19 protein-coding genes are annotated in these 19,792 nt (G+C 71.3%); 11 read left to right on the forward strand and 8 right to left on the reverse strand.

The window, feature by feature from the left end:
* Positions 1-31 precede the first annotated feature (31 nt).
* Both EFK50_RS19535 and EFK50_RS22365 read left to right on the forward strand, forming a co-directional pair.
* Positions 32-1,534 (forward strand): hypothetical protein, encoded by a 1,503-nt coding sequence (locus tag EFK50_RS19535; RefSeq protein WP_123229265.1) that lies wholly within the window; start codon positions 32-34, stop codon positions 1,532-1,534.
* A 50-nt stretch (positions 1,535-1,584) separates the two neighbouring features.
* Positions 1,585-1,758, forward strand: a complete 174-nt coding sequence (locus EFK50_RS22365; protein ID WP_183407926.1) for a hypothetical protein — start codon at positions 1,585-1,587, stop codon at positions 1,756-1,758.
* Positions 1,759-1,856: 98 nt separating this feature from the next.
* Here the strand turns inward: EFK50_RS22365 and EFK50_RS19540 are convergent, their stop codons facing one another.
* From EFK50_RS19540 to pdhA, 3 genes are read right to left on the reverse strand one after another with little or no spacing between them, the layout of a single operon-like run.
* Entirely contained in the window at positions 1,857-3,284 is a 1,428-nt protein-coding gene (locus EFK50_RS19540) for a dihydrolipoamide acetyltransferase family protein (RefSeq protein ID WP_123229266.1), read from the reverse strand.
* A gap of 11 nt (positions 3,285-3,295) precedes the next feature.
* The gene (locus tag EFK50_RS19545) at positions 3,296-4,273 is read right to left on the reverse strand and encodes an alpha-ketoacid dehydrogenase subunit beta (RefSeq protein WP_123229267.1); all 978 of its coding nucleotides are present in this window, start codon (positions 4,271-4,273) and stop codon (positions 3,296-3,298) included.
* On the reverse strand, positions 4,273-5,400 hold the full coding sequence (gene pdhA, locus EFK50_RS19550; RefSeq protein ID WP_123229268.1) for a pyruvate dehydrogenase (acetyl-transferring) E1 component subunit alpha: 1,128 nt from the start codon (positions 5,398-5,400) through the stop codon (positions 4,273-4,275). The genes EFK50_RS19545 and pdhA overlap by 1 nt, the downstream gene beginning before the upstream one ends.
* 249 nt (positions 5,401-5,649) lie before the next feature.
* Between pdhA and EFK50_RS19555 the strand changes: the two genes are divergently transcribed.
* On the forward strand, positions 5,650-6,597 hold the full coding sequence (locus EFK50_RS19555; RefSeq protein WP_123229269.1) for an EamA family transporter: 948 nt from the start codon (positions 5,650-5,652) through the stop codon (positions 6,595-6,597).
* Between the two features lie 239 nt (positions 6,598-6,836).
* Here EFK50_RS19555 and EFK50_RS19560 read toward each other — a convergent pair whose 3' ends face one another.
* Positions 6,837-7,913 (reverse strand): histidinol-phosphate transaminase, encoded by a 1,077-nt coding sequence (locus EFK50_RS19560; RefSeq protein WP_123229270.1) that lies wholly within the window; start codon positions 7,911-7,913, stop codon positions 6,837-6,839.
* Positions 7,914-7,935: 22 nt separating this feature from the next.
* Between EFK50_RS19560 and EFK50_RS19565 the strand changes: the two genes are divergently transcribed.
* Complete coding sequence (locus EFK50_RS19565) at positions 7,936-8,883, forward strand: EamA family transporter (RefSeq protein ID WP_123229271.1); 948 nt, start codon at positions 7,936-7,938, stop codon at positions 8,881-8,883.
* A gap of 11 nt (positions 8,884-8,894) precedes the next feature.
* Here EFK50_RS19565 and EFK50_RS19570 read toward each other — a convergent pair whose 3' ends face one another.
* A complete protein-coding gene (locus EFK50_RS19570; RefSeq protein ID WP_123229272.1) occupies positions 8,895-9,776 on the reverse strand; it encodes a dimethylarginine dimethylaminohydrolase family protein in 882 nt (293 codons plus the stop codon).
* 129 nt (positions 9,777-9,905) lie between these two features.
* On the opposite strand from EFK50_RS19570, the gene EFK50_RS19575 reads away from it, so the two are divergent.
* The 7 genes from EFK50_RS19575 (at position 9,906) to EFK50_RS19605 (ending at position 16,049) form a co-directional block, all read left to right on the forward strand.
* Entirely contained in the window at positions 9,906-10,544 is a 639-nt protein-coding gene (locus EFK50_RS19575) for a GntR family transcriptional regulator (protein WP_246004247.1), read from the forward strand.
* A 4-nt stretch (positions 10,545-10,548) separates the two neighbouring features.
* Positions 10,549-10,926: a phage holin family protein gene (locus tag EFK50_RS19580; RefSeq protein WP_123229274.1), complete on the forward strand. Its 378-nt coding sequence runs from the start codon at positions 10,549-10,551 to the stop codon at positions 10,924-10,926.
* Positions 10,923-11,411, forward strand: coding sequence for a low molecular weight protein-tyrosine-phosphatase (locus EFK50_RS19585; protein WP_123229275.1), 489 nt, complete (start codon positions 10,923-10,925; stop codon positions 11,409-11,411). Before EFK50_RS19580 ends, EFK50_RS19585 begins: the two co-directional genes overlap by 4 nt.
* 155 nt (positions 11,412-11,566) lie before the next feature.
* Complete coding sequence (locus EFK50_RS19590; protein ID WP_123229276.1) at positions 11,567-12,427, forward strand: fructosamine kinase family protein; 861 nt, start codon at positions 11,567-11,569, stop codon at positions 12,425-12,427.
* 92 nt (positions 12,428-12,519) lie between these two features.
* The gene (locus EFK50_RS19595) at positions 12,520-13,224 is read left to right on the forward strand and encodes a response regulator transcription factor (RefSeq protein ID WP_246004248.1); all 705 of its coding nucleotides are present in this window, start codon (positions 12,520-12,522) and stop codon (positions 13,222-13,224) included.
* Positions 13,221-14,639, forward strand: coding sequence for a sensor histidine kinase (locus EFK50_RS19600; protein ID WP_246004249.1), 1,419 nt, complete (start codon positions 13,221-13,223; stop codon positions 14,637-14,639). The genes EFK50_RS19595 and EFK50_RS19600 overlap by 4 nt, the downstream gene beginning before the upstream one ends.
* A 45-nt stretch (positions 14,640-14,684) precedes the next feature.
* Positions 14,685-16,049 (forward strand): S1C family serine protease, encoded by a 1,365-nt coding sequence (locus EFK50_RS19605; RefSeq protein ID WP_123229277.1) that lies wholly within the window; start codon positions 14,685-14,687, stop codon positions 16,047-16,049.
* Between the two features lie 34 nt (positions 16,050-16,083).
* Here EFK50_RS19605 and EFK50_RS19610 read toward each other — a convergent pair whose 3' ends face one another.
* From EFK50_RS19610 to EFK50_RS19620, 3 genes are read right to left on the reverse strand one after another with little or no spacing between them, the layout of a single operon-like run.
* Positions 16,084-17,289, reverse strand: coding sequence for an anthranilate synthase component I family protein (locus EFK50_RS19610; RefSeq protein ID WP_123229278.1), 1,206 nt, complete (start codon positions 17,287-17,289; stop codon positions 16,084-16,086).
* The gene (locus tag EFK50_RS19615) at positions 17,286-17,843 is read right to left on the reverse strand and encodes an anthranilate synthase component II (RefSeq protein ID WP_123229279.1); all 558 of its coding nucleotides are present in this window, start codon (positions 17,841-17,843) and stop codon (positions 17,286-17,288) included. The genes EFK50_RS19610 and EFK50_RS19615 overlap by 4 nt, the downstream gene beginning before the upstream one ends.
* 11 nt (positions 17,844-17,854) lie before the next feature.
* Entirely contained in the window at positions 17,855-19,765 is a 1,911-nt protein-coding gene (locus EFK50_RS19620) for an anthranilate synthase family protein (RefSeq protein ID WP_123229280.1), read from the reverse strand.
* Positions 19,766-19,792 lie beyond the last annotated feature (27 nt).

The following is a 19,792-nucleotide window of genomic DNA, read 5'->3' on the forward strand; positions in this document are numbered from 1 at the left end:
GGGATCAACGGACTTTGTTAAATTGACCGGCATGACCCGTCTCCGCCTCGCCGTCCTGGCCCTGCTCACCGCACTCGCCGTCGTGGTCCCGGCACAGCTCGGCGCGGCCAACGGAGCACTGCCGATCCCGTCGCTGCCGACGGACTTCCTGACCCAGCCGTTCACCGGGACGCCGGCGACCGCGAACCCGCTGCCGCACGAGCCGATCGGGCAGAACCCGTTCCTCTCCCCCAACGGCACCAACTCGATGCACAACGACGCCTACGCGTCCGACGCCTACGAGGTCAGCGGCCCGCTGGGGCGCAACATGAAGGTGCGCTCCGCGTCGTACGGGGTCTCCGAGTGCGCCACGATCGCGTTCGACTCGCGCGACCGGATCGTCGGCCTCTGCGGCGGCCTGGAGGGCTTCAAGCTCCGGCTGATCGACCCGACCACGCTGCGGACCATCGGCACCGACCTGAAGACCTCGGCGCGGTCGCTGTTCCCGCTGCAGAACCCGTTCTCCGACATCTGCGGCGGCACCTACTTCTCGCTGAGCGCCGACGACGTCGCCTACGTGCTCACCACCAAGAAGCAGGTCTGGAAGGTGAAGGTCAACGAGAACGGCTTCACCAAGATCGGCTCGTACGACGCCGCCGCGGCGGTCCCCGGTGACGACTGCATGGTCGCCACGCTGCCGGACTGGAGCGGCAACATCTTCTTCGCCACCCAGCAGGGCCGGGTCGGCGTGATCAACCCGGTGACCGGCTCGGTGAAGTCGATGAAGTTCCCCGACGGCGAGGGCGTCTTCAACTCGTTCGCCGGTGACGAGACCGGCGCGATCTACATGGTCACCACGCACCGCCTCGCCGCGGTCGAGGTGAACAGCGACGGCGAGCCGGTGATCCGCTGGTCCGAGGTCTACGACCGGGGCAGCGTCACCAAGCCCGGCCAGCTCTCCCAGGGCTCCGGCACCACCCCGACGCTGATCGGCGACGACCTGGTCGCGATCACCGACAACGCCGACCCGCGGATGAACGTGATCTTCTACAAGCGCAGCGGCAACCCGGCCGAGCGGGAGATCTGCAAGGTGCCCGTCTTCGGCGCCGGCACCTCCAACACCGAGAACAGCCTGGTGTACGCCGGCAGCATCGGCGGCGACCACTCGGTGATCGTCGAGAACAACTACGGGTACGCCGGCATCCAGTCGACCCTGCTCGGCAAGACCACCTCCCCGGGCATCGCCAAGGTCGACCTGCACGACGACGGCACCTGCTCGGTCGCGTGGACGAACCCGCTCTCGGCGCCGACCTCGGTCCCGAAGGTGTCGCTCGGCAACGGCCTGCTCTACGCCTACACGAAGGCGGCGTCGAACCTCCTCGACGACTCCTGGTACTTCACCGCCTTCGACGTCCGCACCGGCGCGACCCAGTGGAAGCAGCGCACCGGCAACGGCATCCAGTGGAACAACCACTACGCCGCCATCTACCTCGGACCCGACGGCGCGGCGTACATGCCGGCCATGACCGGGCTGATCCGCTTCAAGGACCAGTGACCCGGAGCAGCCCCGCGTGACCTGAGCGGCAGTGCCGTCGTTGAACGGGCATGAGGACGAGATCCCTGCTCACCGAGGCGGCGTGGCTCTGGCTGCCCCTGCTCGTGGTCGGGTTCATCGCCCTCGGGTTCTACCGCAGCTACCTGGACCCCGGCGCCTCGGCGTCGGGGGTGTCCCTGTGCCCGCAAGGGTCGCACCTGGACCAGTTCCTGGGCTGTCCCTAGACACCCTGGGGGGTGACGGACGAGTCCCCCGCACCCAGCACCTGGTTCGGGGGAACAGGGCGCCGGATGCGGGGGACATCGGTCAGGTACGCACTCCGTCAGAACAGCAGCGCCGCGGCGGGATCCTCCATCATCGCCGCCACGTCGGCCAGGAACCTGGAGCCGCTCTCACCGTCCACGTGCCGGTGGTCGAAGGAGAGGGTCAGGGTGCAGACGTCCCTGATCTCGAGGCTCTCCGACCCGTCCGGTCCGGTGACGACCCACGGCTGGCGCTTGGTGGCGCCGAAGCAGAGGATCGCGGACTCGCCCGGGTTGATGATCGGGGTGCCGCCGTCGACGCCGAAGACGCCGACGTTGGTGATCGTGAAGGTGCCGCCGGCCATGTCCGCCGGCTGGGTCCGACCCTCCCGGGCCACCGCGGTCAGGTCGCCGAGGGCACCGGCCAGCTCCAGCAGCGAGAGCGAGTCGGCGTCCTTGATGTTCGGCACCACCAGGCCGCGCGGGGTGGCCGCGGCGATGCCGAGGTTCACGTACCGCTTGAAGACGATCTCCTGGTCGGCCTCGTTCCAGACCGAGTTCACCACCGGGGTACGGCGGAGCGCCCGCATGCACGCCGCGGCCAGGATCAGCAGCGGCGTGACCTTGACGTCGGCGAACTCGCGGCGCGCGCGCACCCGGGCGACGAACTCGGTCGTCCGGGTCACGTCGACCGCGATCCACTCGGTGACGTGCGGCGCCGTGAAGGCCGAGGCGACCATCGCCTGACCCATCATCTTCCGGACGCCCTTGATCGGCTCGCGCCACTCGCGCTCGCCGGGCGCCGCCGGGGCGATCGCCCCGGAGGTCACGCCCGCCGCGGCACCACCGGCCGCCGCCTCGACGTCGGCCCGGGTGATCACCCCGCCCGGCCCGCTCGCCGGGCACGTCGCCAGGTCCACGCCGAGGTCGCGGGCCAGCTTGCGCACCGGCGGCTTGGCCAGGGCGTGCTCGGCGGTCGCCACCGGGACGACGGCCGAGGGCCCGGGTGCCTCCACCGGAGCGTCCACCACCACCGCCTCGACCAGCTCCATCACCCGCTCGTGCTGCGGCGGGGCACCGGCGTTGTAGACGTCCTGCACGTCGGCCTTGGCGACGTGCACCCCGGCAGCTTCCGGGAGGGTCCGGCGGGCGCGGCGTACCGGTGCGCGATCGGCCTTGTTCCGGCCGACCAGGCTCTCGCCCTCACCGCCGCCGCTCGCGGCCGGGTTGGACAGGTCGATCTCGCCCGGGGCGTCCGGCGCCGGCACGCCGACACCGTCGCCGATCCGGATGATCGGCGTTCCGACCGCGACGGTCTCACCCTCGGGGACCAGCAGCGCCTCGACGACGCCGGCGTACGGGGAGGGCAGCTCGACCAGCGACTTGGCGGTCTCGATCTCCACCACGATGTCGTTGATCTTGACCTCGTCGCCGACCTTGACCTTCCAGGTGACGATCTCGGCCTCGATCAGTCCCTCGCCGACGTCCGGCAGCAAATACTCCGACATGGTGTCCTTCCTCAGAACGCGAGCGAGCGGTCGACGGCATCCAGCACCCGGTCGAGATCGGGGAGGTACTCCTCCTCGATCCGCGCCGGCGGGTACGGGGTGTCGAAACCGCCGACCCGCAGCACCGGGGCCTCGAGCGAGTAGAAGCACTGCTCGGTGATCCGGGCGGAGATCTCCGCCCCCATGCCGAGGTTGGTGTGCGCCTCGTGCACCACCACGGCCCGGCCGGTCCGCCGCACCGAGTCGAAGGTGGGACCGAGGTCCAGCGGCGAGAGCGTCCGCAGGTCGATGACCTCGACCGAGCGACCCTCGCCGGCAGCCGCCTCGGCCGCCTGGAGGCAGGTCTTCACGGTCGGCCCGTAGCCGATCAGGGTGACCTCGGAGCCGGCCTTGGCGACCCGCGACGCGTGCAGCGGCAGCGGGGTCGCGCTCTCGTCGAGCTCGGCCTTGTCCGCGTGGTACTGCCGCTTCGGCTCCAGGAAGATCACCGGGTCGTCCGAGGCGATCGCCTGCTGGATCATGAAGTACCCGTCGACCGGGTTCGAGCAGGTGACCACCTTCAGCCCCGGGGTATGCGCGAACTGCGCCTCCGGCGACTCCGAGTGGTGCTCGACCGCGCCGATGCCGCCGCCGTACGGGATCCGGATCACCATCGGCATCTTGACCTTGCCGTGGGTGCGGAAGTGCAGCTTGGCGACCTGGCTGACGATCTGGTCGTACGCCGGGTAGACGAAGCCGTCGAACTGGATCTCGCAGACCGGCCGGTAGCCGCGCATCGCGAGCCCGACCGCGGTGCCGATGATCCCGGACTCCGCGAGCGGGGAGTCGATCACCCGGTCCTCGCCGAAGTCCTTCTGCAGACCGTCGGTGATCCGGAAGACCCCGCCGAGCTTGCCGACGTCCTCCCCCATCACCAGCACCTTGGGGTCGTTGTCCATCGCCTTGCGCAACCCTGCGTTGAGGGCCTTCGCGAGCGTCACCTTGCTCATCAGCGGGCTCCTTCGAACGACTCGAGGTAGGCGGCGAAGCCGTCGCGCTGGTCGGCCAGCTCGGTGGTCTGCTCGGCGTACACCTGATCGAAGATGCTCAGCGGGTTCGGGTCGGGCAGCGCCCGGCAGCCGTCGCGCAGACGCGCACCGATCTCGTCAGCCTCGCGCTCCACCTCGTCGAACCAGGCCTGGTCGGCCAGTCCCTGCCGCACCAGGTAGGCCTTCACCCGGGCGATCGGGTCGCGCAGCTTCCAGTACTCGACCTCCTCGCTCATCCGGTAACGGGTCGGGTCGTCGGTGGTCGTGTGCGCACCCATCCGGTACGTGTAGGCCTCGACGAGCATCGGACCGTTGCCCTCGCGGGTGTACTGGAGCGCCGCCTGGGTGACCGCGTGCACCGCCAGCACGTCGTTGCCGTCGACCCGTACGCCGGGGAAGCCGAACCCGTTCGCGCGCTGGTAGAGGGGGATCCGGGACTGCCGCTCGATCGGCTCCGAGATCGCCCACTGGTTGTTCTGGCAGAAGAAGACCACCGGCGCGTTGTACGACGCCGCGAAGATGAACGACTCGTTCACGTCGCCCTGCGAGGACGCCCCGTCGCCGAAGAAGGCCACCACGCTGGTGTCCCGGTCCGGGTCACCGGTGCCGACCGCGCCGTCGCGCTGGACGCCCATCGCGTAGCCGGTGGCGTGCAGCGTCTGGGCGCCGATCACGATCGTGTAATTGGCGAAGTTGTGCGCGTTCGGGTCCCAGGCGCCCTGGTCGACCCCGCGGAACAGGCTGAGGATGTGCAGCGGGTCGAGCCCGCGGCAGTAGGCGACACCGTGCTCCCGGTAGGTCGGGAAGACGTAGTCGTGCGGGCGCAGCGCGCGACCGCAGCCGATCTGGGCGGCCTCCTGGCCGAGCAGCTGGGTCCAGATGCCCAGCTCGCCGTGCCGCTGCAGTGCGGTGGCCTCGACGTCGATCCGGCGGGTCAGCACCATGTCGCGGTAGAAGCCGCGGATCACCTCGGCCTCGTCGGCGGTACCTACGTCGAAGGCGTAGTCCGGGTGCGTCACCCGCTCACCTTCGGGCGTGAGCAGCTGGATGAAGCTCTCACCGGCTCGGGCTGGGTCTACAAGACTCAAGGTGTCTCCTGGTGGTCGGCGGGAGGCAGGGTTTCCGCTCGCGCGTCGGCAACTCGAAAAGACTCGCGACGAGGCATCCGGATGAGGTGCTGTTGTGACACGAGCCACATGACTTGCCCAAGGTACCCAGAGGTTGGCCGGTCCCGCCAACCAACCCGTCAGTAACCTTCCTCGCCCGCTGTGACCCTCCCTATACGGGCCCCCGAATATCGGTTCGCCGTTGTCGGCGGCGTGCGACAGAGTGAGCAGGTGACCTCGCCGCCGACGCTCCCGACCGCCAAGGCCCCCGCCGCCGTCGGGCTGGTCGCGGTCGCGCTGGCGATCGTCTACGTGGTCTGGGGATCGACCTACCTGGGCATCCGGGTCGTGGTCGAGGAGGCACCCCCGATGGTCGGGATGGGGTCGCGCTACCTCGCCGCCGCGATCCTGCTCGGCCTGGTGCTCAGCCTCCGCAACGGGCAGGGCCTCCGCCGGCTCCGGGTCAGCCCGCGCGAGCTGCTCGGCTGCGCCGCGCTCGGCCTGATGTTGCCGGTGCTCGGCAACGGGATGGTGGCCGTGGCCGAGGAGCAGGGCGCGCCGTCCGGGGTGACCGCGCTGCTGATCGCGATCGCCCCGCTGATGATCACGATCTTCCGGTTCAGCGCCGGCGACCGGCCGCGCCCGGCGAGCGTCTTCGGCGTCGCGCTCGGACTCGCCGGCCTGAGCTACCTGATCCTCGCCGGACGCACCGGCTCCGCGGACGAGCACATCCCGCTGGCAGCCGCGCTGATCGTGATCTTCGCGAGCACCTGCTGGGCGTTCGGCTCCTGGGTCCAGCCCCGCCTGACGCTGCCGAAGGACGCCTTCGTGATGACCGTCCACGAGATGTGGATCGGCGGAGTGATCCTGCTGGTGGTCGGGTTCGTCAAGGGCGAGCGGACCGATCCGTTCGCGTACTCCGGCGAGATCTGGCTGGCCTGGGGCTACCTGGTCGTCTTCGGCTCGATGATCGCGTTCTCGGCGTACGTCTGGCTGCTGTCCAACGCGCCGATCTCGCTGGTCGCCACCTACGCCTACGTCAACCCGGTGGTCGCGGTCGTCCTGGGCGCACTCATCCTCGACGAGCCGATCACGCCGGCCATCCTGATCGGCGGCGCGGTGATCGTGGTGGCGGTCGCGATCGTGATCTCGGTCGAACGGGTGCGGGCGCCCGAGTAGGCACGACGGTGCGTGCCCTGAGGGCTCCCACCCTCAGGACACGCACCCTGTCCGAAGCCGTGTTGGACCGGTGGTGGCGGCGGTGCACCATGGGGGGTAGGCACGACTCGCCCGTTCCAACATCTGGGGGCTGGCTCCGGCGTCTGCTTCCACTACAGGACCGCCGAGGCGGTCGCGGCAAGAGTGGGCTCCGAGTACCGAAAGGTGGGCTAGCCCGGTCAGCGACCGAACTGGACCACTCAGTCCACCCAGCCGGCCGCGAGGCGCAGCAGCACGTCGTTGGCGGCCGGTTCGCCGATCGTCACCCGGACGCCCTCGTCGGCGAACGGCCGGACCACGATCCCGGCCTTCTCCGCCGCGGCCGCGAAGGCCGCCGTACGGGTGCCGAGGTCGAACCAGACGAAGTTCCCCTGCGCGTCCGGCAGCGACCAGCCCTGGCCGGCGAGCTCGTCGACGACCCGGGACCGCTCGGCCACGATCAGCTCGACCCGGTCCAGCAGCTCCGCCTTCGCGGCCAGGCTGGCCAGGGTGGCCGCCTGCGCGATCGACGAGACCCCGAACGGCAGCGAGCAGGCGCGGACCGCCGCGGCGATCGGCTCGGCCCCGGCCAGGTAACCGACCCGCAGCCCGGCCAGGCCGTACGCCTTGGCGAAGGTGCGCATCGCGACCACGTTCGGGTGCGCCGCGACCAGGTCGAGCGAGCGCACCGGATCGGCGATCCGGACGAACTCCCGGTACGCCTCGTCCAGCACCACGATCACGTGGCCCGGGACCTGCGCGACGAACGCCGCCACCTCGGCGTGGGAGAGCGCCGGACCGGTCGGGTTGTTCGGCGTGCAGAGCAGCACCACCTTGGTGCGCTCGGTGACGGCTGCGGCCATCGCGGCGAGGTCGTGCGCCCCGGTCGCGGTCACCGGCACCGGCACCGACGTCGCCCCGGCCACCGCGATCCCGATCGGGTACGCCTCGAACGAGCGCCAGGCGTGCACCACCTCGTCGCCGGGATCGCAGTACGCCGCCAGCAGGTGGTAGAGCACCGCGACGCTGCCGGTCCCGGGCGCCAGCTGATCCGGGCCCACCCCGAGATCGGCGGCGAGCCCGGCGCGCAGCGCCGCGTTCCCCATGTCCGGGTAGCGGTTGAGCGAGCGGGCCGCCTCGGCGACGGCGTCGAGCACCCCGGCCAGCGGCGGGTAGGGGTTCTCGTTCGAGGAGAGCTTGTACGTCGCCACGCCGGGTCGCGGCGTCGGCGGCTTGCCGGGCACGTACGCCGGGATGTCGGCGAGGGCGGCCCGGGGCTGCGGGGTGAGAGCGGTCATCTCTTCACCCTAGAGTTCTCGGATGGCGTCGCGTAGTCCCGCACTCGGAGTCGGGTTGGTGGTCCTCGGAGCCACGTGCTTCACGGTGAACGCGGGCGTCTCCCGGGTGGCGCTGCGCGGCGGCGTGGACCCGTCGATGCTCACCACGATCCGGGTGACGCTGACGTTCCTGACCCTGCTCGCGATCGCTGCGCTCTTCCGTCGATCGGCGTTGCGGCCGCCGTCGGGGAGGCTGCTCGCCCTGGTGATCGGCCACGGCCTGATCGGTGTCGCGGCACTGCAGTGGACCTACTTCGTCGCGATCGACCGCCTCCCCGTCGGGATGGCGCTGCTGCTGGAGTACCAGGCCCCGATCCTGGTGGCGCTCTGGGCGCGGTTCGTCCAGCGCGAGCCGGTGAGCCGCAACCTCTGGCTCGGCCTGGCACTCGCGGTCGGCGGTCTCGCCGCGGCGACCGAGGTCTGGCACGGCGCGAGGTTCGACGGCCTCGGCGTCGCGGCCGGCTTCGCCGCGGCGATCTGCTTCGCGGGCTACTTCCTGATCGGCGAGGCGGGCGTCAGCAACGCCGACCCGCTCCGGATGATCCTCTGGTCGTTCGGGGTCGCGACCGTCGCGATCAACCTGTTCGAACCGATCTCCGGCTTCGACACCGGCCTTCTGGACGACCGGGTGTCGATGCTCGGCGTCTTCGACGGCACCCAGGTGCCGCTCTGGGGCGTGCTCGCCTGGATCGTGGTGCTGGGGACCGTGGTGCCCTTCTTCGCCGAACTGTTCGCGCTGGCCTTCGTCCGGGCGACGACCGTGACGGTGATCGCGATGCTCGAACCGATCGGCGTCTCGGCGCTCGGGTGGGCCTGGTTCCACGAGTCGCTCGGCGTCGTCGCCGTCCTGGGCTGCCTGGCCGTCGTGGCCGGCATCCTGATCGCGCAGGCGTCCCGGATCGATCACGACGCGCCGCCGGCCATCACCTAGACGACCCGGACCTAGCTCAGCCAGACCTCGCCGCGACCGGTCACCAGGTCCCGACCGAGGGTGACGTCGAGCGGGTTGGTCAGGCAGCGCACCGCGCCGCCGCCCTTGAGGAACTCACCGACCTCGACGATCACGATCTCGAAGCCCCAGGCCTCCAGGACCGACCGCACCCGGGACGGGCAGGACGGCATGACCACGGTCCGGCCGACGACGATCGAGTTCGCGCAGAAGGTCAGCGCCTCGGCCTCGGTGATCACCAGCGGGTCGGGGACCAGGGCGAGCAGCCGCTCGGCGGTCTCGGGTTCGAACGCGGCCGGGCAGACGATCGCGCGCTCGGAATCGAGCGGGCAGAAGGCCAGGTCGAGGTGGTACATCCCCGGGTGCGACGTCCGGAAGCCGTGCACGCTGACGTCGAGGTCGGCGGCCAGGTGCTTCAGCGCCAGCGGATCGGTGCGCGGCCCGAACCCGACGACCAGCTCGCCGCGCCAGGCGAACGCGTCGCCGGCCTCGAAGTGGGCGCCGACGCCGCCGGCACCGGTGCGGAAGACCCGCGCACCGCGCTGCCGGAACCAGGCCTCGGCGTCCCCGGTCTCCATCCGCCGCTGCCCGAAGCGCATGTGCGAGAGCTCGACCACCGGTCCGGACGCTGACTCGAGGGCCAGGCCGAGGTTCATCGCGTAGACCATGTCCGGCGCGTCCGAACGCTGCGGGAGCGTCTCCACGGTGCCGCCGACCGCGACGATCGCCGCGACGAGGGCGTCCCACTGGGCGCGAGTCCGGGCCGGATCGGGCTGGTCGTCGCGATCCATGAACGGATTGATCGCGTAGTCCACCCGGAAGTGGTCCGGCTCCACCATCAGGTACCGGCGCCCCCAGTCCAGCTCGTTCCCCATGTTGCTCCCCCAAATTGACCGATTGTCAGACAATCTCAGTGTGCGGCACCGCCGTGGTTTCACGCAAATTTTTGTCGGACAATCATGGGGATGCCCCCGAATTCCTTCGCGAGCCTGAACGTCGAACCCGTGAGCACCGTCGACCGGGTCGCCGACGAGCTGCGCAGAGCGCTCTTCGAGGGCGAGATCGAACCCGGCACCCCGCTGCGCGAGGTCGCCCTGGCCACCTCGCTCGGCGTCTCCCGCTCGACCGTGCGGGAAGCCCTCGGCGCCCTGGTCGCCGACGGGCTCGTCGATCGCGTCGCCAACAAGGGCACCGTGGTGCACGCACTCACCCCGGAGGGGATCAGCGACATCTGCCGCGCCCGGCTGGTGCTCGAAGCGGCCGGGATCGACGCCTGGGCGAACGCCTCCGAGGAGGCGCGAGCGGCGGTCCGCGCCGCCCAGGCCGAGTTCACCCGGCTGACCCGGAACCCGGTCACCGCGCAGGAGCTGACCGCGGCGCACCTGGACATCCACCGATCGATCGCCGCGCTGACCGAGTCACCGCGGCTGGTCGCCACCGCGGAGGCCCTGTACGCCGAGATCCGCCTCGCGCTCGCCCACCTCGACCGGGTGCGCGGCAACACCACCGAGCAGGCGCACGCGCACGGCGACCTGCTCGAGCTCCTCGAAGGCGGCCACCTCGACGAGGCCCGGGCCGCGCTGGTCGAGCACCTCGCCGGAGCCGAGGAATCGCTGATGGAGTCGGTCCAGCCTCTAGGGTGACGTCATGAAGTTCGTGATCTGGCTCGTGATCAACGCCCTCGGGGTCGGAGCAGCGGTGTGGCTCCTCGACGACATCACCCTGCCCGGCGACACCACCACCAGCGACCGGCTGCTCACCCTGGTCATCGTCGGCGCGATCTTCGGCGTGATCACCTCGGTGGTGCGCCCGATCGTCAACTTCCTCTCGCTGCCGCTGATCATCCTGAGCCTCGGCCTGATGCTCTTCGTGACCAACGGCCTGATGCTGCTGCTCACCAGCAAGGTCGCCGACACCTTCAACCTCAACTTCCACGTCGAAGGGTTCTGGACGGCGGTCTGGGGCGCGATCGTCATCTCGATCGCCTCGATGATCGCCACCGCGATCCTCCCCGACGGCAAGTGAGCGCCGGCGTACGCCGGGTCGCCTTCGTCTGCCTGGGCAACATCTGCCGCTCCCCCACCGCCGACGTGGTGATGGCCGCACTGCTCGAGCGGGCCGGCGTCGACGGCGTCAGCGTCGAGAGCTGCGGCACGGCCGACTGGCACGTCGGCGGGCCGATGGACCGGCGGACGGCCGCCGTCCTCGACGACGCCGGGTACGACCCGAGCCGGCACCGGGCCCGGCAGTTCGGCCCGTCCTGGTTCGACCACGACCTGATCCTGACCATGGACGCGACCAACCACGCCGACGTCCTGGCGATGCTGCCGGCGGACCGGCACGACCGGGTCCGGCTGTTCCGGTCCTTCGACCCGGAGGTCGACCGGACCGGTCCGATCCCGGACGTCCCGGACCCCTGGAGCGGCGGTGAGGCCGGCTTCCTGGAGGTGCTCGCGATCGTCGAGCGGAGCTGCCGGGTGCTGCTGTCGGAGCTGGTCGAGACCGCCTGAGGCTCGACGTCTCACCACTCGACGGCAAGGATGGCCCCATGATCCTCACTTCGTTCGTCAACGAGCTGTCGGCGCACCCCCGGCACCGTGGTGACGTCACCACCGTGCCGCGGATGGGGCCTCGAGCAACCTCGGGCGCTCGGTAGCCTCCGCTCATGGCCCGGATGCGCACCCTCGCCGAACGTGCCGAGCACCTGCTCGGCGCAGCGGTCGTGTCCACGGCTCCGGTGGCCGGCGGCGACACCTGTACGTCGACCCGGTTGCGCCTCTCCGACGGCCGGTCGGCGCTGATCAAGACCCGCCCGAACCCGCCGGCCGGGTTCTTCGAAGCCGAGGCTCGGGGGTTGCGCTGGCTTGCCGAACCGGGCGTCGCACCGGTCGCCGAGGTGCTCGGCGTCCAGGAGGACTGCCTGGTGCTGGGCTGGGTCGAGCCGACCAAGCCGACTCCCGAGGCCGCCGCCGAGTTCGGCCGGATGCTCGCCCGGCTGCACGCCAGCGGGGCCGAGGAATTCGGGGCCGAGCAGGACGGCTTCATCAGCACCCTGCCGCTGCCGAACCGCACCTGCCCCAGCTGGCCGGAGTTCTTCGCCGTACGCCGGATCCTGCCGTACCTGCGCCTGGTCACCGACCGCGGCCAGATCTCGCCGGCCGATGCCGAGGCCGTCGACGGCGTGGTCCGCAGGATCGTCGAGCTCGCCGGCCCCGACGAGCCCCCGGCCCGGCTGCACGGCGACCTCTGGTCGGGGAACCTGGTCTGGAGCGCCGACCGTTCCGCCGTCCTCGTCGACCCGTCGGCGTACGGCGGGCACCGCGAGACCGACCTGGCGATGCTGACCCTCTTCGGGATGCCGCAGCTGGCCCGGGTGCTCGCGGCGTACGCGGAGGAGACGCCGCTGGCGGACGGCTGGGAGGAGCGGCAACCGCTGCACCAGCTCTTCCCGCTGCTGGTGCATGCCGCCCTCTTCGGCGGCAGGTACGGAGCGTTGGCCGGCGACGCCGCGAGGAAGCTGCTCTGAGGCTCGTCTCGACAGGCTCGACGTCCGAGCGACACGGGCTCGGCGTCCGAGCGTCTCAGCGGTTGTTAAGGCCTTGCTGGCACTCTTGGAGGGTGAGTCCTGAACCGAAGCCGCACATCCTCGTCGTCGACGACGACCGCGCCGTCCGCGAGTCCCTCCGCCGCTCCCTGGAGTTCAACGGCTACCAGGTGTCGATGGCCGCCGACGGGGCCGAGGCGCTGGCCGGGATCAGCAGCACCAACCCGGACGCCGTCGTGATGGACGTGATGATGCCGCGGCTCGACGGGATCGAGACCACCCGGGCGCTGCGCTCGGTCGGCAACCACGTGCCGATCCTGGTCCTGACCGCGCGCGACGCCGTCGGGGACCGGGTCGAGGGGCTCGATGCCGGGGCCGACGACTACCTGACCAAGCCGTTCGCCCTCGACGAGCTGCTGGCCCGCCTGCGCGCGCTGCTGCGCCGGGTCGCGCCCGACCCGGCCGACCCGGACGAGAGGCTCGAGTTCGCCGGCCTAACCATGGACCTCGCGTCCCGCGAGGTCCTCCGCGGCGACCGGTCGATGACCCTGACCCGGACCGAGTTCGCCCTGCTCGAGCTCTTCCTCCGCCGCCCGAAGCGGGTGCTGGAGCGGTCCTTCATCCTCGAGGAGGTCTGGGGCTTCGACTTCCCGACGACGGCCAACAGCCTCGAGGTCTACGTGGGCTACCTGCGCCGCAAGACCGAGGCCGAGAACGAGCCGCGGCTGCTGCACACGGTGCGCGGCGTCGGCTACGTGCTGAGGGAAGAACCGACGTGAGCCTGAAGGGGCCGGCGCAGACCAGTGCCTGGGCCGGCCTGCACTACCGGCAGTCGCTCGCCAGCCGGGTCACCCTGCTCACCACGGTCGCGGTGGGCTTCGCGGTCAGCGCGGTCGCGTTCGCGGCGTACGCGACCGTGCGCACCCAGACGATCGGCTCGCTCGACGACTCGCTGCTCTCCCGGGCCGACCAGGCGGCCGCGACGAACACCCTCGACGTCCTCGCCGAGAAGCAGATCCCGCCGTGGGCGCTGGGCGCTGCCGACGTCAAGATCATCTTCGTCGACGCCAGCACCGTCCCGGCGACCCAGCTCAGCGCGGACACCTCCGACGTCTTCGGCGTCGGTGCCCCCGAGGTGGCGGTCGCCCGGGGCGTCGACCAGCACTCGGCCCGGACCGTCTGGTCCTCCGGCGAGCGCTGGCGGGTGGTGGCGGTGCCGGCCGGCGACCACCAGGCGCTGGTGCTCGCCCAGTCGCTGGAGCCGACCGACCGGATGCTCGACCGGCTCGGCCTGGTGATGCTGCTCTTCGGCATCGCCGGCATGATCACCGCCGGCCTGGCCGGGTGGGCGGTGGCCCGCAACGGCCTGCGCCCGGTACGACGCCTCACCGCCGCGGTCGAGGACATCGCCCGGACCCAGCGGCTCGAGCCGATCCCGATCGAGGGCAGCGACGAGGTGGCCCGGCTGGCGCAGTCGTTCAACGCCCTGCTGCGCACCCTGTCCGCGTCCCAGCACCGGCAGCGGCAGCTGGTCGCCGACGCCGGCCACGAGCTGCGGACGCCGCTGACCTCGCTGCGCACCAACCTCGACCTGCTGGTCCAGGCGGACGCGACCACCGGCCTCTCCCCGGAGAGCCGCGCCGAGCTGCTCGACGACGTCCGCGCCCAGATCGGCGAGATGACCACGCTGATCGGGGACCTGGTCGAGCTGGCGCGCGAGGAGCCGGTCGCGCCCACCGTCGAGCCGGTCGAGCTGACCGCCGTCCTGGAGCAGGCGATCGCCCGGGTACGACGCCGCGCCGACGTCGAGTTCGAGGTGCAGATGTCGCCGTGGTGGGTGATCGGCGAGGCCGACGCCCTGGAGCGCGCGATCACGAACCTGCTCGACAACGCCGCCAAGTGGAGCCCGCCGGGAGAGACCGTCACCGTGGTGCTCAGCGAGGGCACCCTGATGGTCGGCGACCGCGGACCCGGCATCGCGGCGCACGACCTGCCGCACGTCTTCGAACGCTTCTACCGGTCCGCGGAGTCGCGCGGGATGACGGGTTCGGGACTCGGCCTCTCCATCGTCCGCTCGATCGCCGAGCGTCACGGCGGGATCGTCCGGGCCGGCACCGGCCCCGGCGGCGGGGCCGGATTCTGGTTCAGCCTGCCCGGCCAGGCCTCGCCCCCGGAAGTCTTGGCTCGGTCGTAGGGCCCACACAGAGACCTCTCAGGATGCCTGGGCAAGATCGTCTGCATGACAGACCAGAACACTCCCGAAGGCAACGACACCACTCCCGGCGATGGGACGCCCGAGGTGACCTCCTGGTCTGCCTTGCCACCGACCCCGGCTGAGACCCCGGTCGACCAGCAGCAGAATTACACCCAGCCCCTGCCGCCGTTCCAACAGCCCGCCCCCCTCGCGACCACGACCGCACCCGTGCGTCGTGCGGGAGGCTTGACGGCGACGGTGCTGGTGGGTGCGCTGCTGCTCGGAGGGGGAGCCGGGGTCGGTGGCGCCGCCTGGTACGACGCCTGGAAGAACGACGACGGCACCACCAGCGCCTCGTCGAGCGGCTCCGGCGCGATCAAGGCCACCAACGCCGCGGCCGGCCCGAGCGGTTCGGTCGAGAAGGTCGCCTCCTCGGTGCTGCCGTCGGTGGTGAAGATCAACGTGACCGGCGGCTCCGGCACCGGCTCGGGATCCGGGATCGTGCTGAAGGCGGACGGCACCATCCTGACCAACAACCACGTGGTCTCGCTCGCCGGCGACAACGGCACCATCACCGTGAACTTCAACAACGGCAAGACCGTCAAGGCCACCGTCGTCGGGACCGACCCGGTCACCGACATGGCGGTGATCAAGGCCGAGGGCGTCTCCGACCTGACCCCGGCGACGATCGGAAAGTCCTCGGACCTCCAGGTCGGCCAGTCCGTGGTCGCGGTCGGGTCGCCGTACGGGCTGAACGCGACCGTCACCACCGGTATCGTCTCGGCGCTCAACCGGCCGGTCTCGGTGCAGGCCGAGAACGAGACCCCGTCGAACCCGCTGCAGCAGTTCGGCTTCGGTGAGCAGCAGCAACAGCAGCAGGCGCCGGCCAACAACAGCACCACCTACCCGGCGATCCAGACCGACGCCGCGATCAACCCGGGCAACTCGGGAGGCCCGCTGGTCGACATGAACGGCCGCGTGGTCGGGGTGAACTCCTCGATCCGGACCGCGGACAGCTCCTCGCTCTCCGGCTCCGGCGGATCGATCGGCCTGGGCTTCGCGATCCCGATCGACGAGGTGCTCCCGATCGTCAACCAGATCGTCGACGGCGAGACCCCGACGCACGCCCGGCTGGCGGTCACCGTCTCCGACGTCACCGCGAAGACCCTGGCACAGGGCGCCCAGGTCCAGTCGGTCCAGTCCGGCGGAGCAGCCGACAAGGCCGGCCTGAAGAAGGGTGACGTGATCACCAAGGTCGACGAGGACCTGATCGACGGCTCGGAGTCCCTGATCGCCACCATCCGCGGCCACCGGCCGGACGACAAGGTGACCCTGACCTACCTGCGCGGCACCGAGACCCGGACCACGACGGCGACCCTCGGCTCCGACGCGGAGTCCGACAACTCCTAGACCCGGGGTGGGAAGAGCGCGGCGGGACCCGCGCTCACTGGAGGGCGGTCCGCAGGCGGGCCGCCTTCCAGAGCGTCTCGGCGTACTCCTCGTCGACGTCGGAGCGCACCGTGATGCCGCCGCCGGTGCCGAGCCGCCAGGGTCCGTCGGCGGCCCGGTAGAGCGACCGGATCACGACGCCCAGGTCGGCCCGGCCGTCCCCGGAGATCCAGCCGAACGCGCCGGCGTAGATGCCGCGCGGCTCCGCCTCGACCTGGTCGATGATCTCCATCGTGCGCAGCTTCGGCGCCCCGGTCATCGACCCCGCCGGGAACATCGCCCGAAGCGCTTCCACGGTGCCGATCTCGGGACGCAGCCGACCGGTGACCGTCGAGACCAGCTGGTGCACGCTGGCGTAGGACTCGACCTCCATCAGCCGCGGGACCGCGACGCTGCCGGGATCGGAGACCATCGACAGGTCGTTGCGCAGCAGGTCGGTGATCATCAGGTTCTCGGCCCGGAACTTCGGGTCGGTGGCGAGCCGGTGCCGCAGCTCCTCGTCGAGCTCCGGCGTCGCCCCGCGCGGGGTGGTGCCCTTGATCGGGCGCGTCTCGGCGCGTCGATGCCGATCGATGGTGGCGAACCGTTCCGGCGAGGCCGAGAGCAGCCAGACGTCGCCGTGCCGGAGCACGCCCGCGTACGGCGCCGGGTTGCTGGAGCGGAGCCGGCCGTAGATCTCGACCGGGTCGCGCGAGGAGGGGAGCTCCTCGCGGTAGGTCAGGTTCACCTCGTAGGAGTTCCCGGACCGCAGCTGCTCGACCACCTCGGCGAAGGCATCGGCGTACACCGCGGGCGTCGGTCCGGCGAGCACCTCGGCGTCCCCGGGCGGCACCGCCGGAGCGGGACCGTCGGTGACCCGGACCGAGCGCGCCCGCATCCAGACCGCGTCCGGGAGCCCGGCCTGCGACCGCGCCGGGAGGTCGGGGCGCGCGGCGTACCCGAAGTAGCCGATCCAGTGGGTGTCGGCGTCGCCGTCGAGCCGGTCCTGCAGGGCGGTGAAGATGTCGTCGCCGACGACCCGTCCGGACGGGTGCTCGACCACCTCCCGGCGGACGGCGTCGTAGGTCAGCGACAGGTCGTCGTCCTGGAGCCCGCCCATGATCGAGCGGGACCCGGACCAGTCCTGGGAGCCGCCGCCGTCGAGCCAGAAGCAGCGGTCGTGGGCCGCGGCGATCTCCCGGAAGTCGTCGAGCGCGCTCACACCGGCTCCAGGAAGTTGGCGATCACCAGGGCGCCGTGCTCCGAGAGGATCGACTCCGGGTGGAACTGCACGCCGTGCAGCGGCAGGGTGCGGTGCGCCAGGCCCATCACCACGCCGTCCGCGGTCGCGGTCACCCGCAGCTCGTCCGGGACGACGGTCACCGCGAGCGAGTGGTACCGCACCGCCGCGACCCCGTCCGGGACGCCCGCGAACACCCCGGTGCCGTCGTGCTCGACCGCAGCCACCTCGCCGTGCGCCGGCTCGATCCGCTCGACCGTGCCGCCGTACGCGACCGCCAGTGCCTGCATCCCCAGGCACACCCCGAGCACCGGCCGGCCCAGCTGGAAGACCGCGGAACCGAGCGCGAAGTCGCGTGGCGACGCCGGGTGCCCGGGCCCGGGCGACAGCACCAGGTGGCGGTAGCCCCGGGCTCGTTCGAGCACCCCCGGCTCGTCGTGCTCGACGACGTCGGGCAGCGTCCCGGTGACTCCGGCGATCAGGTGCACCAGGTTCCAGGTGTAGGAGTCGTGGTGGTCGACCACGAGGACGGTCATCGCGCCGGCGATCAGCCGTCGACCAGGTCGAGCATCAACCGCTGCAGCAGCGCGACGCCGTTCTCGGTCAGGATCGACTCGGCGTGGAACTGCACGCCGCGGAAGTGCGGACCGGCCACCAGGTGGACGTCGCCGGTCGAGGCGTCGGTCTCCACCCGGACGCCGTCCGGCAGCGGGTCACCGTCGCGCACCCTGCCGACGAAGGTGTTGTAGAAGCCGACCGCCTCGGGACGGCCGCCGATCGACACCGTGGACTGGGTCCCCTGGAAGACGATGTCCTTGAACGCGAGCGGGATGCCCAGCCGGTCGCAGAGCACCTGGTGGCCCAGGCAGACCGCCAGGAACGGCTTCTCCCCGGCGAGGAGGCCGTCGACCGCGCCGCGGAACGTGGCGATCTTCGGGTTCGACGCGTCACGCGGGTCACCCGGCCCGGGGCCGACGACGGCGAGGTCGTAGTCGTCGAACCCGCCTGGGCGGAAGTCCTGGTGCCGGATGATCGTCGGCTTCATGCCGAGCACCGCGAAGACGTGGTGCAGCATGTTCGCGAAGTCGTCCTCGCCGTGCAGGATCGCGATCGAGCGGCCGGCCAGCGCCGGGGCCGGTGCCGCTCCGCCCTGGTCGGTGAGCCAGAACTTGGAGAGCCGCTGGTTGCGGGAGTTCAGCGCGATCAGCACGTCCTCGTCCGTCGCCAGGTCACCGATCTGCGCGGAGCCGCCGGCGCCGGGGACCAGCCCGAACGCGCTGAGGATGCCGCCGGCCTTGGCCGCCGTCTCGGCGACCTCGGAGTGCGGGTCGGAGTCACGGACCAGGGTCGCGCCGGCGGTGACCTTCACGGCACCCGTCGGCGAGACGTCGGCGGTCCGGATCAGGATCGGCGAGTCGGCGGTCTGGGCGCCGTTCTCGTCGCGGCCGATCAACGCCAGTGCCCCGGCGTAGTACCCGCGGCCCTCGGGCTCGTACTGCTTGATCAGCTTGCAGGCGTTCTCGACGGGCGCGCCGGTGACGGTGGCCGCGAACATGCTCAGCCGCAGGACGTCGCGGACGTCCATGTGGGTGCGGCCGGCGAGCAGGTACTCGGTGTGCACCAGGTGCGTCATCGGCTTGAGGAAGGGGCCGAGCACCTGGCCGCCCTCGTGGCAGATGTCGCACATCATCTTGAGCTCTTCGTCGACGACCATGAAGAGCTCGTAGATCTCCTTCTCGTCGGCCAGGAACTCCAGGAGGCGGGCCTTGCGGTCCTCCGGCGCCAGTCCGCGGAGCCGGAAGGTCCCCGAGATCGGGTTCATCCGCACGTCGCCGCCCTGCACGCTGACGTGGCGCTCCGGCGAGGCCCCGATCAGGAACCGGTCGCCGGTCCAGAAGCAGTAGGTCCAGTAGGCGCCGCGCTCGTTCTCCAGCAGCCGGCGCAGCACGGTCAGCGCCTTCGCCGTACCGGTCTCCGGGCCGAAGTCCTCGAGCTGGGCGCGGTAGTGCCGGCCGACGACCAGGTTGGCGCCCTCGCCGTTGCCGATCTCGTCGGCGATGATCCGCTCGACCATCGCGGCGTAGCTGTCGTCGTCGGTCTCGAAGCCGCCGCGGTCGGTGAACTCGACCGGCTCGTCCGGCAGCGCCGCGATCAGGTCCGCGAGCGGCACCTCGACCTCGGTCTCGATCGAGACGACCGCCAGCGGTGCACCGTCGTCGTGCACGTCGAAGCCGCGCTCGGCGACCTGCCGGAACGGCACCGCGACCAGGGTGTCGAACCGCCGGCCGGGCTCCGGGGCGCCCTCGGCGACCGGGATGTCGGCCAGCCGCTCGGTCGCCACCAGCGGGCCGCCGACCAGGGTGACGGTCCCGCTGTCGCGCATCCGGATGACCGCCCAGGCCTCGCGTCCCGTCACCTGCTCGAGGGCGGCGCGGGCGGAGATCTGCGAGGCGGTCATGCGAGGACGCTACCAACGCCGCGCCCG

The organism is Nocardioides marmoriginsengisoli, from assembly GCF_003725695.1.
Lineage (GTDB): Bacteria > Actinomycetota > Actinomycetes > Propionibacteriales > Nocardioidaceae > Marmoricola > Marmoricola marmoriginsengisoli.

Excerpts from the sequence above, each read along its gene's own strand:
- EFK50_RS19535 (WP_123229265.1), top strand. The coding sequence starts at position 32 with ATGACCCGTCTCCGCCTCGCCGTCCTGGCCCTGCTCACCGCACTCGCC.
- EFK50_RS22365 (WP_183407926.1), top strand. The coding sequence starts at position 1,585 with ATGAGGACGAGATCCCTGCTCACCGAGGCGGCGTGGCTCTGGCTGCCC.
- EFK50_RS19540 (WP_123229266.1), bottom strand. The coding sequence starts at position 3,284 with ATGTCGGAGTATTTGCTGCCGGACGTCGGCGAGGGACTGATCGAGGCC.
- EFK50_RS19545 (WP_123229267.1), bottom strand. The coding sequence starts at position 4,273 with ATGAGCAAGGTGACGCTCGCGAAGGCCCTCAACGCAGGGTTGCGCAAG.
- EFK50_RS19560 (WP_123229270.1), bottom strand. The coding sequence starts at position 7,913 with ATGACCGCTCTCACCCCGCAGCCCCGGGCCGCCCTCGCCGACATCCCG.
- EFK50_RS19565 (WP_123229271.1), top strand. The coding sequence starts at position 7,936 with ATGGCGTCGCGTAGTCCCGCACTCGGAGTCGGGTTGGTGGTCCTCGGA.
- EFK50_RS19570 (WP_123229272.1), bottom strand. The coding sequence starts at position 9,776 with ATGGGGAACGAGCTGGACTGGGGGCGCCGGTACCTGATGGTGGAGCCG.
- EFK50_RS19580 (WP_123229274.1), top strand. The coding sequence starts at position 10,549 with ATGAAGTTCGTGATCTGGCTCGTGATCAACGCCCTCGGGGTCGGAGCA.
- EFK50_RS19590 (WP_123229276.1), top strand. The coding sequence starts at position 11,567 with ATGGCCCGGATGCGCACCCTCGCCGAACGTGCCGAGCACCTGCTCGGC.
- EFK50_RS19605 (WP_123229277.1), top strand. The coding sequence starts at position 14,685 with ATGACAGACCAGAACACTCCCGAAGGCAACGACACCACTCCCGGCGAT.
- EFK50_RS19615 (WP_123229279.1), bottom strand. The coding sequence starts at position 17,843 with ATGACCGTCCTCGTGGTCGACCACCACGACTCCTACACCTGGAACCTG.
- EFK50_RS19620 (WP_123229280.1), bottom strand. The coding sequence starts at position 19,765 with ATGACCGCCTCGCAGATCTCCGCCCGCGCCGCCCTCGAGCAGGTGACG.